The 14533-nt window shown below is 39.3% G+C and carries 11 protein-coding genes and 2 pseudogenes; 8 read left to right on the forward strand and 5 right to left on the reverse strand.

The genetic code is table 11. From position 1 onward, the window contains the following. Positions 1-108: 108 nt before the first annotated feature. Complete coding sequence (locus EXS92_RS07455; protein ID WP_165516048.1) at positions 109-1305, reverse strand: glycosyltransferase family 8 protein; 1197 nt, start codon at positions 1303-1305, stop codon at positions 109-111. Between the two features lie 188 nt (positions 1306-1493). On the opposite strand from EXS92_RS07455, the gene EXS92_RS07460 reads away from it, so the two are divergent. Then, a complete protein-coding gene (locus tag EXS92_RS07460; protein ID WP_165516049.1) occupies positions 1494-2801 on the forward strand; it encodes a hypothetical protein in 1308 nt (435 codons plus the stop codon). Positions 2802-2807: 6 nt separating this feature from the next. Here the strand turns inward: EXS92_RS07460 and EXS92_RS07465 are convergent, their stop codons facing one another. Continuing rightward, positions 2808-3470, reverse strand: coding sequence for an outer membrane protein (locus EXS92_RS07465; RefSeq protein WP_143428083.1), 663 nt, complete (start codon positions 3468-3470; stop codon positions 2808-2810). Between the two features lie 287 nt (positions 3471-3757). Here EXS92_RS07465 and EXS92_RS07470 point away from each other — a divergent pair, with 287 nt between their 5' ends. The 6 genes from EXS92_RS07470 (at position 3758) to EXS92_RS07495 (ending at position 9242) form a co-directional block, all read left to right on the forward strand. Then, the gene (locus tag EXS92_RS07470; RefSeq protein WP_000486454.1) at positions 3758-4318 is read left to right on the forward strand and encodes a pyruvate flavodoxin oxidoreductase subunit gamma; all 561 of its coding nucleotides are present in this window, start codon (positions 3758-3760) and stop codon (positions 4316-4318) included. A gap of 15 nt (positions 4319-4333) precedes the next feature. After that, the gene (locus tag EXS92_RS07475; protein WP_000656174.1) at positions 4334-4726 is read left to right on the forward strand and encodes a 4Fe-4S dicluster-binding protein; all 393 of its coding nucleotides are present in this window, start codon (positions 4334-4336) and stop codon (positions 4724-4726) included. A gap of 9 nt (positions 4727-4735) precedes the next feature. Then, complete coding sequence (locus EXS92_RS07480; RefSeq protein WP_001129843.1) at positions 4736-5959, forward strand: 2-oxoacid:ferredoxin oxidoreductase subunit alpha; 1224 nt, start codon at positions 4736-4738, stop codon at positions 5957-5959. A gap of 12 nt (positions 5960-5971) precedes the next feature. After that, positions 5972-6916, forward strand: coding sequence for a thiamine pyrophosphate-dependent enzyme (locus EXS92_RS07485; RefSeq protein ID WP_000238149.1), 945 nt, complete (start codon positions 5972-5974; stop codon positions 6914-6916). 109 nt (positions 6917-7025) lie between these two features. Further along, positions 7026-8348 (forward strand): adenylosuccinate lyase, encoded by a 1323-nt coding sequence (purB, locus tag EXS92_RS07490; RefSeq protein WP_165516050.1) that lies wholly within the window; start codon positions 7026-7028, stop codon positions 8346-8348. A 60-nt stretch (positions 8349-8408) separates the two neighbouring features. Further along, positions 8409-9242, forward strand: a complete 834-nt coding sequence (locus tag EXS92_RS07495) for an outer membrane protein (RefSeq protein WP_165516051.1) — start codon at positions 8409-8411, stop codon at positions 9240-9242. Positions 9243-9252: 10 nt separating this feature from the next. Here the strand turns inward: EXS92_RS07495 and uvrB are convergent, their stop codons facing one another. The 3 genes and pseudogenes from uvrB to EXS92_RS07510 all read right to left on the reverse strand — a co-directional run bounded on the left by uvrB (position 9253) and on the right by EXS92_RS07510 (position 13962). Then, a complete protein-coding gene (gene uvrB, locus EXS92_RS07500) occupies positions 9253-11223 on the reverse strand; it encodes an excinuclease ABC subunit UvrB (protein WP_165516052.1) in 1971 nt (656 codons plus the stop codon). 127 nt (positions 11224-11350) lie between these two features. Further along, a pseudogene (locus tag EXS92_RS07505) lies at positions 11351-11878 on the reverse strand (hypothetical protein); the annotation flags it as partial. Beyond that, positions 11875-13962: a putative barnase/colicin E5 family endoribonuclease gene (locus EXS92_RS07510; protein WP_242673992.1), complete on the reverse strand. Its 2088-nt coding sequence runs from the start codon at positions 13960-13962 to the stop codon at positions 11875-11877. The pseudogene EXS92_RS07505 and the gene EXS92_RS07510, both read right to left, overlap by 4 nt. Positions 13963-14080: 118 nt before the next feature. Between EXS92_RS07510 and EXS92_RS08160 the strand changes: the two are divergent. Beyond that, positions 14081-14281 (forward strand): annotated as a pseudogene (locus EXS92_RS08160) (hypothetical protein). Positions 14282-14533: the final 252 nt, after the last annotated feature.

The following is a 14533-nucleotide window of genomic DNA, read 5'->3' on the forward strand; positions in this document are numbered from 1 at the left end:
TATTTTATCCAAAAAAAAAAAAAAACTAAACTTGAAAAGGTTCTGTTTTTGGTTTTTATGTTGTTTTTAATGAAAATTAATTTAAAAAAAGGTTTTAACCCCTTTACTCTAGCCCTTTTTCAAGAGCTTGAGTTGGATTAAGATTTTTTTCACAACCCCATGAAGCCCTAAAACTCTAAGGATCTTACTAACCGCCCTTTTAACTAACGCTTTAGGCATCAAAAACACAAAATAAATAAGCTTATTGAAAAATTTTTTCACTAAACCACAAATTAATGCAAAAATCCTTAAATGGATTTTCCTTTCTTTAAACACAACAAACAGATACGATTTGAAAAACAAATACGGAGTTTTAAAAACAATGTCTTTTGAAGATTTTACTGAAGAAAAATAATGCTGCTCAGCCATTTTTGTGGTGTAAAAGCTCTCATTGGTGTGCATTTTTTTAGTGTAATCGCTCATAAAAGGGGTTTTAGCCAAAGCGTTCAGCCACAAATCCGCTTTCAAACCAAAAGGGTAATCCCAAGGCTTCACTGCCCCCCACCAAGCGTCATAGTGGATGATTATAGGGTTTTTGAGCGCCTCTAAAATGGTTTTCTTGTAATTCTCGTTTAAATACGCGTTAGAAAAATCTTTAATGGTGTAATAGAAAGGGAAAACGCAATACTCAATCCCTAAAGCTTTCATGTTAGGCCAACACCATTTCGTAAAATCCAACTCCTCTTTAGCCTCATTCCCCTTTAAAAGATCATGCATTCTTAAGGTGAAATTTTTCTTGCGCTGGCAATCTAAATTACAAAACAAAAACCCTTCCATCATGTGGTTCTTTTCAACTTCTAAAACCCCATAAAAATAATTCTCATCATCTTCTTTAATGTTTAAGAAATCAGCGCTAAATTCATTGCAAAAGATAACGTCCACATCGCTCCACACCATTTTAGAATATTTGGGGAATAAATCCGCTAGAAAATACTTCACTAACACCATTTTAGAAAAACGCTTGGTGAAATCCTCATCAAAAGGGTTAGGGATAGCGTCTAAAAAAGGTTCAATATCTTTTACTTCTAAAACAGCAAATTCTTTAAAAGGCTCTGCGATTTGATTAAGCTTTGCTTTATCTTCTTCATTCAATCCTACCACTAAAGCGTGTAGGGTGTAACGGATTTTTTTATTGGCTTTAGCGATGCTTTCTAACAAGGAATAAATGCACGCGCCCGCAGGAATGAGGTAATTCTTATCAAAAGCGAAAGCGATAGGGATATGAAAATCTTGTTCTTTAAGAGAATGGCTTGAAGCTGAAGTCATAAAAATTAAACGCCCTTTTTTAAAGCTATTTTATCCAAAAAAAAAAAAAAACTAAACTTGAAAAGGTTCTGTTTTTGGTTTTTATGTTGTTTTTAATGAAAATTAATTTAAAATCGTATCCTGTCTTTAAGCGTTGCTATTTTAAATGCTGCAATTTTAAAAGATGATGAAAGGGGCTGTATTCTAATTTGATTTTCTTAAAAAAATCTCTTTGCACGTTGTTATTTTCAGGTTTTTTAACACCACCCTTAATAAAAGCGGCTAGTTTTGTCTATGACTTGAAGTTTATGAGCTTTAATTTCAATTTAGTGGCCCCAGCCAACAACCCCTATTGGAATAGCCTTACCAAAATGCAAGGGCGTCTCATGCCTCAAATTGGCGTTCAATTAGACAAAAGACAGGCCTTGATGTTTGGAGCGTGGTTCATTCAAAATTTGCACACGCATTATAGTTATTTCCCTTACTCATGGGGGGTTACGATGTATTACCAATACATAGGGAAAAATTTGAGATTTTTTTTAGGCATTGTGCCACGAAGCTATCAAATAGGGCGTTACCCTTTAAGCGCTTTTAAAAAACTTTTTTGGTTTATAGACCCCACTTTTAGGGGAGGAGCGTTTCAATTCAAACCGGCTTATGATCCTAACCGCTGGTGGAATGGGTGGTTTGAGGGCGTTGTGGATTGGTATGGGGGGCGTAATTGGAACAACCAGCCCAAAAAGAAAAATTACGATTTTAACCAATTCTTGTATTTTGTTTCTTCAGAATTTCAGTTTCTTAAAGGGTATTTAGGTTTGGGGGGGCAGCTTGTGATTTTTCATAACGCCAGCCATCATAGCATGGGAGATAACTACCCTTACGGCGGTAATTCTTACTTAAAACCAGGCGATGTAACCCCGCAATGGCCTAATGGCTACCCCTATTTCAGTCAAAAAGATAACCCACAAGGCGGAGAAATAGGGAAATACTCTAACCCTACCATTTTAGACAGGGTTTATTACCACGCTTATTTAAAAGCGGATTTTAAAAATCTCATGCCTTATATGGACAATATTTTCATGACCTTTGGCACGCAGTCGTCTCAAACCCATTATTGCGTGCGTTATGCTAGCGAGTGTAAAAACGCCCGATTTTATAACAGCTTTGGGGGGGAATTTTACGCCCAAGCGCAATACAAGGGCTTTGGGATTTTTAACAGATACTATTTTTCCAACAAACCCCAAATGCATTTTTATGCTACTTATGGCCAATCCCTTTATACCGGATTGCCATGGTATAGAGCCCCTAATTTTGACATGATAGGGCTTTATTATGTTTATAAAAATAAATGGGTGAGCGTGCGAGCGGATGCGTTTTTTAACTTTTTAGGTGGGGGCGATGGGTATCATTTGTATGGGAAAGGGGGCAAGTGGATCACTACTTATCAGCAATTCTTAACCCTAACCATAGACACACGAGAGTTAATTGATTTTGTCAAATCTAAAACCTCTAAATAACCATATCTAAAAATTATAGATATAATTGAAATAAGCGACCGGTAAGCGGTGCCATAAAGTAGTTGCGCTCAAGCCATCAATAATTTCCGTTCTTTTGTTAGGAATGACAGGGAATTTCAACCCGAAAGTGATTTCATTGTGTAAAAAGCCAAAACGAAAGCCCACTTTCACAAGCAATTGGAAAAGCGAATTTTCTTTGCCTAAATTTTGAGCGATAACCCCATGCATAGCCCCTCCTGGCATGTAAGTCGCCCCAGCGATGCCTAAGCCAAACTCTAACCCTAAAAACATCTTTGGCGAATTGAAAGCGTCCCATAAACCGCTAAATTCTAAACCATAGGTAGAAATATAGGATTTGTGAGAAGAAAAGGTCTGATCATAAAACAACCCGTAACGGAAACCCACATGCTCTACAGCTTGCGTTTTAGCCACAAATTTCCCCCCTAACACCACACCAAAGCCATTGCCGGTCATGAAATACGATTTATCTACAGACTCGGTGCTAAAAGATGTGTTGATCGCGCTAAGCTGATACCCAACCCCTAAATAAAACGTATTCCTATCCGCAAATTTAGGTTTTTTTGATTTTTCATCAAACTCTGCCTCTGCGGCTTGAAGCGATGATAATAACGCCATGCCCATCAATATTTTAACCGTTGTTTTATTCATAACCCAATTCCTTTTGTTATCCTGCCCCACACTTGCCCTAATAGATTAAGATCAAATCACGCCCTAATAATAACAAAGTTTAAAATAAATATTAGTGGTTTTGATTAAGAACGCCTATCTTTTTAGAATAAATGGCCATAAAATAGCCATAATTCTTGTGGGTATGCCCCCATTTTTCTATAAAAATTCCTAAAAAGATATTGTTATAAGACACATTAATAGTTTTTTTTGTATAATTTTAGGCTAAATTCAATTTATCTTATACGATATTAAGGAGACATATTACCATGTTTCAAATTAGATGGCATGCGCGAGCGGGTCAAGGCGCTATCACCGGCGCTAAAGGGCTGGCTGATGTGATTTCAAAAACAGGCAAAGAAGTGCAAGCGTTCGCTTCCTATGGTTCAGCTAAAAGGGGGGCTGCTATGATGGCTTATAACCGCATTGATGATGAGCCTATTTTAAACCATGAGCGTTTCATGCAACCGGATTATGTGCTGGTGATTGACCCTGGTTTGGTTTTCATTGAAAACATTTTCGCTAATGAAAAAGAAGACACGACCTATATCATCACAAGCTATCTTAACAAAGAAGAATTGTTTGAAAAAAAACCTGAATTAAAAACCCGTAAGGTGTTTTTAGTGGATTGTTTAAAAATCTCTATGGAAACCTTAAAACGCCCCATCCCCAACACGCCCATGCTAGGGGCTTTAATGAAAGTGTCTGGCATGCTTGAAATTGAGGCTTTTAAAGAAGCTTTTAAGAAAGTTTTAGGCAAAAAACTCACGCAAGAAGTCATTGACGCTAACATGCTCGCTATCCAAAGAGCTTATGAAGAAGTTCAATAACATTAAGGATTAAAGATGAAAGATTGGAATGAATTTGAAATGGGAGCGGTGCTCTTCCCTTTTGAAAAAAACGCACAAAGCGAAATGGAAAAACACAATGATGAGCGCCATTACACCGAGCAAAGCTACTTCACCACTTCAGTGGCTCATTGGCGCGTGGCTAAGCCTGTGCATAACAATAATATTTGCATCAATTGCTTTAATTGTTGGGTTTATTGCCCAGACGCCGCCATTCTTTCAAGAGAGGGCAAGTTAAAAGGCGTGGATTATTCTCATTGTAAAGGCTGTGGCGTGTGTGTGGATGTCTGCCCCACCAACCCTAAATCGCTATGGATGTTTGAAGAACAAATTGAGCCCGCTACCGCACTCACTCAATGGCCGCAAAAACAAGAAAAGAAAAAATCATAAGGAAAAAATATGGCAAAAAGTATTGAATTGCAAGAGATAGAAGTGTGGGATGGCAATACCGCTAGTTCTAACGCTTTAAGACAGGCTCAAATTGATGTCATTGCAGCCTATCCTATCACCCCATCAACGCCCATTGTGCAGAATTATGGCTCGTTTAAGGATAATGGCTATATTGATGGCGAATTCGTTTTAGTGGAATCTGAACATGCCGCCATGAGCGCATGCGTGGGAGCTGCAGCTGCAGGTGGAAGGGTCAGCACTGCGACTAGCTCTCAAGGTTTGGCGCTAATGGTAGAGGTTTTATACCAGGCTTCTGGCATGCGTTTGCCTATTGTTTTGAATTTAGTCAATCGCGCTCTAGCAGCCCCCTTGAATATCCATGGCGATCATTCTGATATGTATTTGAGTAGGGATTCTGGCTGGATCAGTTTATGCACATGCAACCCTCAAGAAGCTTATGATTTCACTTTAATGGCGTTTAAAATCGCAGAGCACCAAAAGGTGCGCGTGCCTACTATTGTCAATCAAGACGGGTTTTTATGCTCGCACACCGTGCAAAATGTCCGCCCTTTGAGCGATGCAGTGGCTTACCAATTCGTGGGCGAATACCAAACCAAGCATTCCCTTTTGGATTTTGATAAGCCGGTAAGCTATGGTGCACAAGCTGAAGAAGAATGGCATTATGAGCATAAAGCCCAACTCCACCATGCGATCATGAGCGCGTCTTCTGTGATTGAAGAAGTGTTCAATGATTTCGCTAAACTCACAGGCAGACAATACCATTTGACTAAAACTTTCCAGCTAGAAGACGCTGAAATCGCTATCTTTGCGTTAGGCACTACTTATGAATCAGCGATCGTAGCGGCTAAAGAAATGCGTAAAAAAGGCATTAAGGCCGGCGTGGCTACCATCCATTCCTTGCGCCCTTTCCCTTATGAAAGATTGGGGCAGGATTTGAAAAATCTTAAGGCTCTAGCGATTTTAGACAAAAGCTCTCCAGCGGGTGCTATGGGGGCGATGTTTAATGAAGTAACGAGCGCAGTGTATCAAACGCAAGGGACTAAACACCCCGTGGTGTCTAACTACATTTATGGTTTAGGCGAAAGGGATATGACGATCGCGCATTTATGCGAAATTTTTGAAGAAATCAATGAAGACGCTCTTAAAGGCACGCTCACGCACCCTACCCAACAATTCGTAGGCTTGCACGGCCCTAAAATGAGCTTTTTTTAAAAAGGAAATATCATGGTAAAAGAAGTCAAAACACTCAAAGGTTTTAGCCAAAGCGCTGAAAAATTTCAAGGCTCGCACTTGCTTTGTCCAGGTTGTGGGCATGGCATTATTGTGCGCGAAGTTTTAAACGCTGTAGATGGGCCTATTGTTTTAGGCAATTCTACCGGTTGTTTAGAGGTATGTTCGGCGGTGTATCCGCACACTTCATGGGATGTGCCTTGGATCCATATTGGTTTTGAAAACGGATCTACCGCTATTTCAGGGGTGGAAGCGATGTATAAAGCCCTAGTGAATAAGGGCCGCTATCAAGGTCAAAAGCCCAAATTTGTGGCGTTTGGGGGCGATGGGGCTAGTTATGATATTGGTTTTCAATTCATCAGCGGTTGCATGGAAAGAGGGCATGACATGACTTACATTTGCCTAGATAATGAAAACTACGCCAATACCGGCGGTCAAAGAAGCGGCTCTACGCCATTAGGGGCTAGCACTTCTACCACGCCAGCAGGATCAGTGAGCTTTGGTAAGAAAGAAAAGAAAAAAGACATCGTCAATATCATGGCAAGCCATGGGGTCCCTTATGTGGCGCAACTCTCGCCTAACAAATGGAAAGACATGAATAAAAAGATTAAAACCGCGCTAGACACTGAAGGGCCTTGCTTTATCAACGCTCTTAGCCCATGCACGACTGAATGGAAATTTGAATCCAATAAAACCATTGAATTAGCGGATATGGCTGTGGATAGCTTGATGTTCCCCCTATTTGAAATCTTTAATGGCAGGGAATTGAAAATCACTTACCGCCCAAGAAATATCATTCCTGTAAGGGATTATTTAGGGGCTCAAAAGCGCTTCAAACACCTTTTCAAAAAGGAAAACGAACACATTATTGAAGAATTGCAAAAAGATGTGAATGAGCGTTGGGAATACTTGCAACGCAGAGAAGAAGCTAAAGTATAACCCTTTAATTAAATCAAGGGGCTTTTTTGCACCTTGTGCGATTTTTCCCCTTGATTCTTTAGACCCCTTTAAAGTAACATAAATCCCATTTTGATTTTAAGGATTGTCGGTGTTAGAACGCTATGCGAATGAAGAAATGAAAGCCCTATGGAATGAGCAAACCAAGTTTGAAACCTATTTAGAAGTGGAAAAAGCTGTCGTTAGGGCATGGAACAAGCTTGGGCAAATCCAAGATAGCGATTGTGAAAAAATCTGCTCAAAGGCGGCATTCAACCTTGAGCGCATTAAAGAAATTGAAAAAACCACTAAGCATGACTTAATCGCTTTCACTACTTGCGTGGCTGAAAGCCTGGGCGAAGAATCGCGCTTTTTTCATTATGGGATCACTTCTAGCGATTGCATTGATACGGCTATGGCATTATTGATGACAAAAAGCTTAAAACTCATTCAAAAAGGCGTTAAAAATCTCTATGAAACCCTTAAAAACAGGGCTTTAGAGCATAAAGACACGCTGATGGTGGGCAGAAGCCATGGGGTGTTTGGCGAACCCATTACTTTTGGTTTAGTGTTAGCCCTTTTTGCTGATGAAATCAAACGGCATTTAAAAGCCTTAGATTTAACGATGGAATTTATCAGCGTGGGAGCGATCAGTGGGGCTATGGGGAATTTCGCGCACGCCCCCTTAGAATTAGAAGAATTAGCGTGCAAATTTTTAGGCTTAAAAACCGCCAATATCAATAATCAAGTCATTCAAAGGGATCGCTACGCTAGGCTTGCATGCGATCTGGCTCTTTTAGCGAGCAGTTGTGAAAAAATCGCTGTCAATATCCGCCATTTACAACGCAGTGAAGTCTATGAAGTGGAAGAAGCTTTTTCAACAGGGCAAAAAGGAAGCTCGGCGATGCCTCACAAAAGAAACCCCATATTGAGCGAGAATATCACCGGGCTTTGCAGGGTGATTCGCTCTTTTACTACCCCCATGCTAGAAAATGTCGCCTTATGGCATGAAAGGGACATGAGTCATAGCTCTGTGGAGCGTTTTGCATTACCCGATCTGTTTGTTACTAGCGATTTTATGCTCAGCCGCCTAAATAGCGTGATTGAAAATTTGGTGGTTTATCCTAAAAACATGCTTAAAAATTTAGCTTTGAGTGGGGGACTAGTCTTTTCGCAACGGGTGTTATTGGAATTGCCTAAAAAAGGTTTGAGCCGAGAAGAAAGCTATTCTATCGTGCAAGAAAATGCGATGAAAATATGGGAGGTTTTGCAACAAGGCGCTTTTAAAAACGCTGATGAAAATTTGTTTTTAAACGCCCTACTCAACGATGAACGCTTGAAAAAATATTTGAGCGAGGATGAAATCAAAGCATGTTTTGATTACAGTTATTACACTAAAAATGTGGGGGTGATTTTTAAAAGGGTGTTTGAATAAGGCGCATTTTCACAAAAACAAAACTACAATAAGCACTAAAAAATTAAATTAAGGGGTTTTTTGAAACGAGCGTTATGTTTGATTTTAGGGCTTTTTTGCACGCTTAATGCAAAGGGTTTTAAAGATGTTTTGACTAAAGGGGATTACACTTTTTTTAACAAAAAGGTGGTTTCGCCCATCAAACGCTATGCGGATAGATCAGCATTTTATCTGGGGCTTGGGTATCAATTAGGGAGCATTCAGCGCAACTCTAGCAACTTGAATTTATTCCAAAACTTCACCAAAACCCAAATTATTTTCAGCGATGGCTTAAGCCCTGTTTTTAAAAATTCGTATGTGTCTAATGGTCTTGGCGTTCAAGTGGGCTATAAGTGGGTGGGTAAGCATGAAGAAACGAAGTGGTTTGGCTTCAGGTGGGGGCTGTTTTATGATTTGAGCGCCTCTCTTTATGGCCCAAAAGAATCGCAGTCTGTTATCATTTCCACTTACGGCACTTATATGGATCTATTGCTTAACGCTTATAATGGGGATAAGTTTTTTGCTGGGTTCAATCTGGGAGTTGCTTTTGCCGGGGTGTATGACAAATTGAGCGATGCGTTATTGTATCAAACGCTTCTTCAAAACACTTTTGGCGGGAAAGTGGATCCAAATGGCTTCCAGTTTTTGGTGGATTTAGGGGTTCGTTTAGGGAATGAGCGCAACCAATTTGGCTTTGGGATTAAAATCCCTACTTATTATTTTAACCACTATTATTCCATGAATAACATTAGCAATAATAGTGGAGATGTCCTAAAGGTTTTACGATTTTTAGAATACGGGATCAACAGCTTGTTGTATCAAGTTGATTTCAGGCGCAATTACTCGGTTTATTTCAACTACACTTATAGTTTTTAAGCGGTAGTTTTTAAAGCGTTCTTAATTGAGCGATTTCATCTCTCAAACGCATCGCTTCTTCAAAATCCAAATTTTTCGCGCATTCTCGCATTTTTTTATCCAGTTCTTTAATGATCTTTTCCCTTTCGCTTTTAGGGATTTTGTCCTTTTTTAAGGCTTTAGCGATTTTAACCTCTCTTAATTTCAACTCCTCTTCTAAAGCGCGAGTAACGGTTTTGGGGGTGATATTATGAAGCTTATTAAACTCTTCTTGCTTGGCACGCCTGTAACTAGTGATCTCAAAGGCTTTTTGCATGCTTTGAGTGATCTTTTTAGCGTATAATAAAACCTTGCCATTAGCGTTTCTAGCGGCTCGCCCCATGGTTTGAATGAGGCTTGTTTCACTCCTTAAAAACCCCTCTTTATCCGCATCCATGATCGCTACTAAAGAGACTTCAGGCAAATCCAGCCCTTCTCTTAAAAGATTGATCCCTATTAAAATGTCAAATTCCTTAAGCCTTAAAGAGCGGATAATGTGGTTCCTTTCAATCGCATCAATTTCGCTATGCATGTAACGCACCTTCAAGCCCCATTCAGCATAATATTTGCACAATTCTTCTGCCATTTTTTTAGTGAGCGTGGTGATGAGCACCCTTTCATCTCTGGCCACCACTAACTTGATTTCATCAAACAAATCCTGGACTTGCTTATCGCTATCTCGCACTTCAAATTTGGGGTCTAAAAGCCCTGTAGGGCGAATGATTTGCTCAGCGACATTCTTTTGAGAAAGCTCTAATTCTAGCTTATTGGGCGTAGCGGACACAAAAAGGAATTGGCAATTTTTATGGATAAATTCATCAAACTTTAAAGGGCGGTTGTCTAAAGCGCTAGGCAATCTAAAACCATATTCCACTAAAACGCTTTTTCTGCTCATATCCCCTGCATACATCCCCCCAAACTGCGGCAAACTCACATGGCTTTCATCCACAATGACTAAAAACTCCCGCTCAAAAATCCCTAAATAATCAAACAAACAAAAAGGCGTTTCATTAGGGGCTTTGCCGGTGAAATGGCGCGCGTAATTTTCAATGCCCTTACACACACCGGTTGCGCTAATCATTTCTAAATCATGCTCGGTGCGTTGTTTGAGGCGGTTGTATTCAAGCATTTTATCCTGCTCTTTAAAAAATTTCAATCTTAAAGCGAGTTCATCTTCAATGCTTTTAATGGCTAAATTCAACCTCTCACTCCCTACGGCAAACTGACTGGCCGCATAAAGCATGACGGAATCCAAGCGCTTGATTTCATTTCTTTCTAAGGCGTCAAAGACAGCAATCCTTTCTATCTCATCGCCAAAAAATTCAATTCTAATAAATTCAGCGTCATTATAAGCGGGGAAAATATCCACGCATTCCCCCGTCGCTCTAAAGCTCCCCCTATCAAACACCACTTCATTACGGCTATAACCCATTTCCACTAGCTTTAATAAAAAGCTCTTGTAAGCGCACTTCTCGCCCACTTTGATTTTTTCCATGACTTTTAAATATTCTTCAGGGTTACCCAAACCATAATTAGCCGAAACGCTCGCTATCACAATCACATCATCATAACCTAAAAGCGAGGTGGTCGCGCTCAATCTCAAACGCTCCAAATCATCGTTAATAGAGCTGTCCTTTTCAATGAATAAATCCCTCCTAGGGATATAGCTCTCAGGCTGGTAGTAATCAAAGTGGGAGATAAAATATTCCACCCTATTATGTGGGAAAAACGCCTTAAACTCGCTATAAAGCTGCGCGCATAAGGTCTTATTATGGCTCATGATCAAAGCGGGTTTATTGGTTTGAGCGATGATATTAGCCATCGTGTAAGTCTTACCGCTCCCTGTAACGCCCACTAGAGTTTGATAATGGTTGTTATTTTTCAAGCTTTTCGTTAAAGCTTCTATGGCTTGGGGCTGATCGCCTGCTGGTGGATAAGGGCTTTTTAAATCAAATAAAGGCATCTTTAAACTCGCATTTTTTAGGGGTATTATAGTGGTTTTTAACACGCCTTATTCAAACTCAAAAAAATCAATGTTTTGATAATGATCGTTTTTTTTCGCTCCACTAATTTCATTTTTAGCTTGCTTGTTTTGGCTGCCCTATCGCTTCAAGGCTTTCGGTTTTGCTTTCGCTTATTTGGTTGTTAGCGCTTTCTTTGGCGTTGTTTAAAAAGATTTGATAGCTCGTTAAAAGCCTTGTAGTGGTTTCTATAATTTGGTTTTCTAGCTTTTTAACTTCGCTTTTAATGTTCTCGGTGTTGGCGTTTAAGGTGGCGGTTACCTCTTGCTCGTTAGCATGCATGCTCGTATTGAAATCATTAAAAAAGCTCTCGTATTCTTTCATTTTAGTTTTTAAACTCTCGCCGGCGTTATTAAGCCACTCAATGGAGTTTCTTAGAGAGCTATCAATCTCGTTGGCGTTTTTGAAAAAATCCAAACTCAAAAGCACTTCTAAAATCCTAACGATCCCTTTAAGGCTTAATTCCACTTGTTCGGTGAAAAGGCTATTAGAATTTAAAGCGTTTTGTAATTGTCTTAATAACTCGCTTGTGATTTCTTTAAACGCTGGTTTTTCTTTAGTGGTGATTTCTGGGGTTGGAGGATTAGGATAATTCATTTTTTATGTCCTTTTAAAAACTTCTCATGAGCGTTAAACTTTTTTTCTAACTCTGGCAATAGATCTAACAATTCCCTGCTCTCCTTACTGCTTTTGCCGCTTTCAATGCCGTATTTAATGAAATCAAATACATTTATTTGGCTAATAGGCTTACTCGTTCCTGTAAAAACATTGGATGCGTTTTCTATCATTTGGTCTTTAGCTTTTACTAAAAACCCATAAAACTGCGCGCTAGGGTTTTCAAGGCGTAAAAAGCGCGCAAAAGAACTACCTAGTAATTGGCTTATCACGCTGTTGTAAGCGTCCTTATTTTCTTTAATAAAAGCATTCATGCCGTTTTCATCTGTTGTATTAACTAGGTAGTCAATATCATGAGCTAACTTAGAAAAATTATCAGATCTGTTGCCGCTTTCAAGCATTTTAGCGGTAGTGTCTAGCGCATCGGTTAGATAAGGTGAAATCGTGAAATTTTTAATCGTGGTGTCGTTATTGAGATTGTGAAAATTCGCGCTGTTATTGGCAAACATTTCCTTAAACGCCTTAAATTGCTCTCTGTCTAGGTTTTTATAAGCGTTATCAAACACTTCTAAAAAGCTGTTATTTGGAGTGTTTGTGGCGTAATGGCTCAAAAGAGAAAGGTTAGCGTTTTCTACTTGGGCGTTGCTTGGGATTTTAGCATCTCTTTCTAACACTCTTGCAACCTGATTGGCTAAATTCTCCACGCTGTCGCTTTCAAATTTATGCGGTAAATGCTTCAATTTGTCGTTATAACTGCTCATCGCGCTTAAAAGCGTATCGCTAAAGCTGTTCGCTCGGTTTTCGTTAGATTTGCTTGCTAACTTAAAAATCTCTTTGTCGTTTAATTCCTGCTCTGGCATTCGCACTAAAAGCTCATTAGGCTTTAAACTAATATTAAAGTTCTGCTTAATCGCTTGGTCGTATTTTTTTCGGCTCTCTGCGTTAAAGTTTAGCATGCCTTGTATTCTGTGGTTTCCTGCGATAACTTGCCCGTCTTGTAAGATAATGGGCAAATCATCAAAACCCCCGCGTCCTATAATTAATTTAGAATCAAAGCGCTTGGCTATCTCTTCTATTTTCTTGCTATCCACTGCGATGCGTGTTTGCGTGCCCGTGTTTTTGAAATTGGGCTTTAAATCGCTCTTATTGACGATCACAAACTTTAAGAGGTGTATTTCATTATCGTTTAAACTAACGCTCGTTTTAGGAATATTTTCTAGCTCTTTGTAGGGTATTTTTTCACTTTTTGCGATTTCTCTGTCTAATTCGATTTTGCCTAGCGTGGCGTTTTTTTGCGCTCTGATTTTATCTATCAATTCGGCTTTTTCTTTATCTTTAATCTTTTGGGCGCGTTCTTTTTCTGCTTTAGCTAATCTTTCGCTTTCTAGTTTCTTTTGCTTCTCTAGTTGGCTTTTTTCTAATATAGATAACGGCGGTTCTTGACTTTTTAAGCTTTCTTTATTAGAATTATTTTCATTAAGGTTTAAGGCACTATAGTTGCTATTGTCTTTGTAATCGTTAGAAAGTGGCGGTTTGGTTTCTAACTCCCTTAATACTTTTTCATCTCTCTCATAGCTAGTAACCACAAAATGATTATTTAGGTTGTTATTATCCCATGTGTTTTTTAGCCCCACTCTTATGTTATTTAATTCCACGCTAACGCGCCCTAAATCGTCTTTAAACGCTGCCCCGTTCTCAATGACTTCAGGAATAGATTTTAATAGCTCATCTGTTCTTTCTTTAATTTGCTCTGCATTTAATCCTAATCTTGTGTATTGTTTTTCTCTCTTTTCTAAGATGTGCGCTAATCCGTAGCCATCTTTACCATCCTTGCCCCACACAAAATCAATTCCTCCTAAATCGTCCCTAAACGCTGCGCCTGCAACTTGTCCGTTTTTCTCTTGTAATAGTTTCTCTAACGCTTCTTTTGGCTTTAAAACAAATTCTGCGTAATTCTTACCAAATTGTTTTAAGGGCGTTATAGCGTCTTGTAACGCTTTCTCTTGCTTAGTGATGTTTTCTTTAGCGGTTTTTACGCCTTGCGTGATCTCTTCAATCTTTCGCATCGTAGCGTTAGAAAACTTGGAATTTTTAGCACTGAGTTCTAAATTCTTCGTGAAAGCGCTTATCGTGTGGCTTCTTTCTAGCGCTCTTTGAATGTGGTATTTTAACGCTGCGCCTGCGGTGGCTTCATTCAAGGCTTTGGGTAGTTTAATCCCTAAAATGCGATCGGGAGCGTTTCTGTAAAGAGTTCCTAGCGTGAATTTAGTCCATTGATACTTTAACGCTCCGCTTAGAGTGGTCGCTAAACCTTGGCTTAAGTTCTTAGTAGTGGCTGGCTTTAGGCTTTCTGCGATCTTAACATCGTTTTTAAAAAGCTTGTGAAAACCGCTCGCTATTGCTTGGAGTTTGTAAATTTAGGGGGTTTGTTAAGGCAGGGGGAGTATTTAGGCAAGGCAAACAGCAAAATTATAGCGAACAATATTTTGGCTAAAGTTTTTGGTAGGAATCCATTTAGCCATGAAAAACGCAATACTTTTTAATCTATCGCTTCAAATCAATTGTTCAAAGACACATGCTACTTAAAATGCTATTTAAAATAAAGCAAAAATCCTTGAATCAAGCCCAAGTTTGAGA

Source organism: Helicobacter pylori, assembly GCF_011175115.1.
In the GTDB taxonomy this organism is placed as follows: domain Bacteria; phylum Campylobacterota; class Campylobacteria; order Campylobacterales; family Helicobacteraceae; genus Helicobacter; species Helicobacter pylori_DF.

What these genes read in the sequence shown, in the direction of transcription:
- EXS92_RS07480 (WP_001129843.1), top strand. Translation starts at nt 4,736, where the DNA reads ATGGCAAAAAGTATTGAATTGCAAGAGATAGAAGTGTGGGATGGCAAT.
- EXS92_RS07465 (WP_143428083.1), bottom strand. Translation starts at nt 3,470, where the DNA reads ATGAATAAAACAACGGTTAAAATATTGATGGGCATGGCGTTATTATCA.
- uvrB (WP_165516052.1), bottom strand. Translation starts at nt 11,223, where the DNA reads ATGCCTTTATTTGATTTAAAAAGCCCTTATCCACCAGCAGGCGATCAG.
- EXS92_RS07470 (WP_000486454.1), top strand. Translation starts at nt 3,758, where the DNA reads ATGTTTCAAATTAGATGGCATGCGCGAGCGGGTCAAGGCGCTATCACC.
- EXS92_RS07475 (WP_000656174.1), top strand. Translation starts at nt 4,334, where the DNA reads ATGAAAGATTGGAATGAATTTGAAATGGGAGCGGTGCTCTTCCCTTTT.
- EXS92_RS07510 (WP_242673992.1), bottom strand. Translation starts at nt 13,962, where the DNA reads ATGCGAAAGATTGAAGAGATCACGCAAGGCGTAAAAACCGCTAAAGAA.
- EXS92_RS07455 (WP_165516048.1), bottom strand. Translation starts at nt 1,305, where the DNA reads ATGACTTCAGCTTCAAGCCATTCTCTTAAAGAACAAGATTTTCATATC.
- EXS92_RS07485 (WP_000238149.1), top strand. Translation starts at nt 5,972, where the DNA reads ATGGTAAAAGAAGTCAAAACACTCAAAGGTTTTAGCCAAAGCGCTGAA.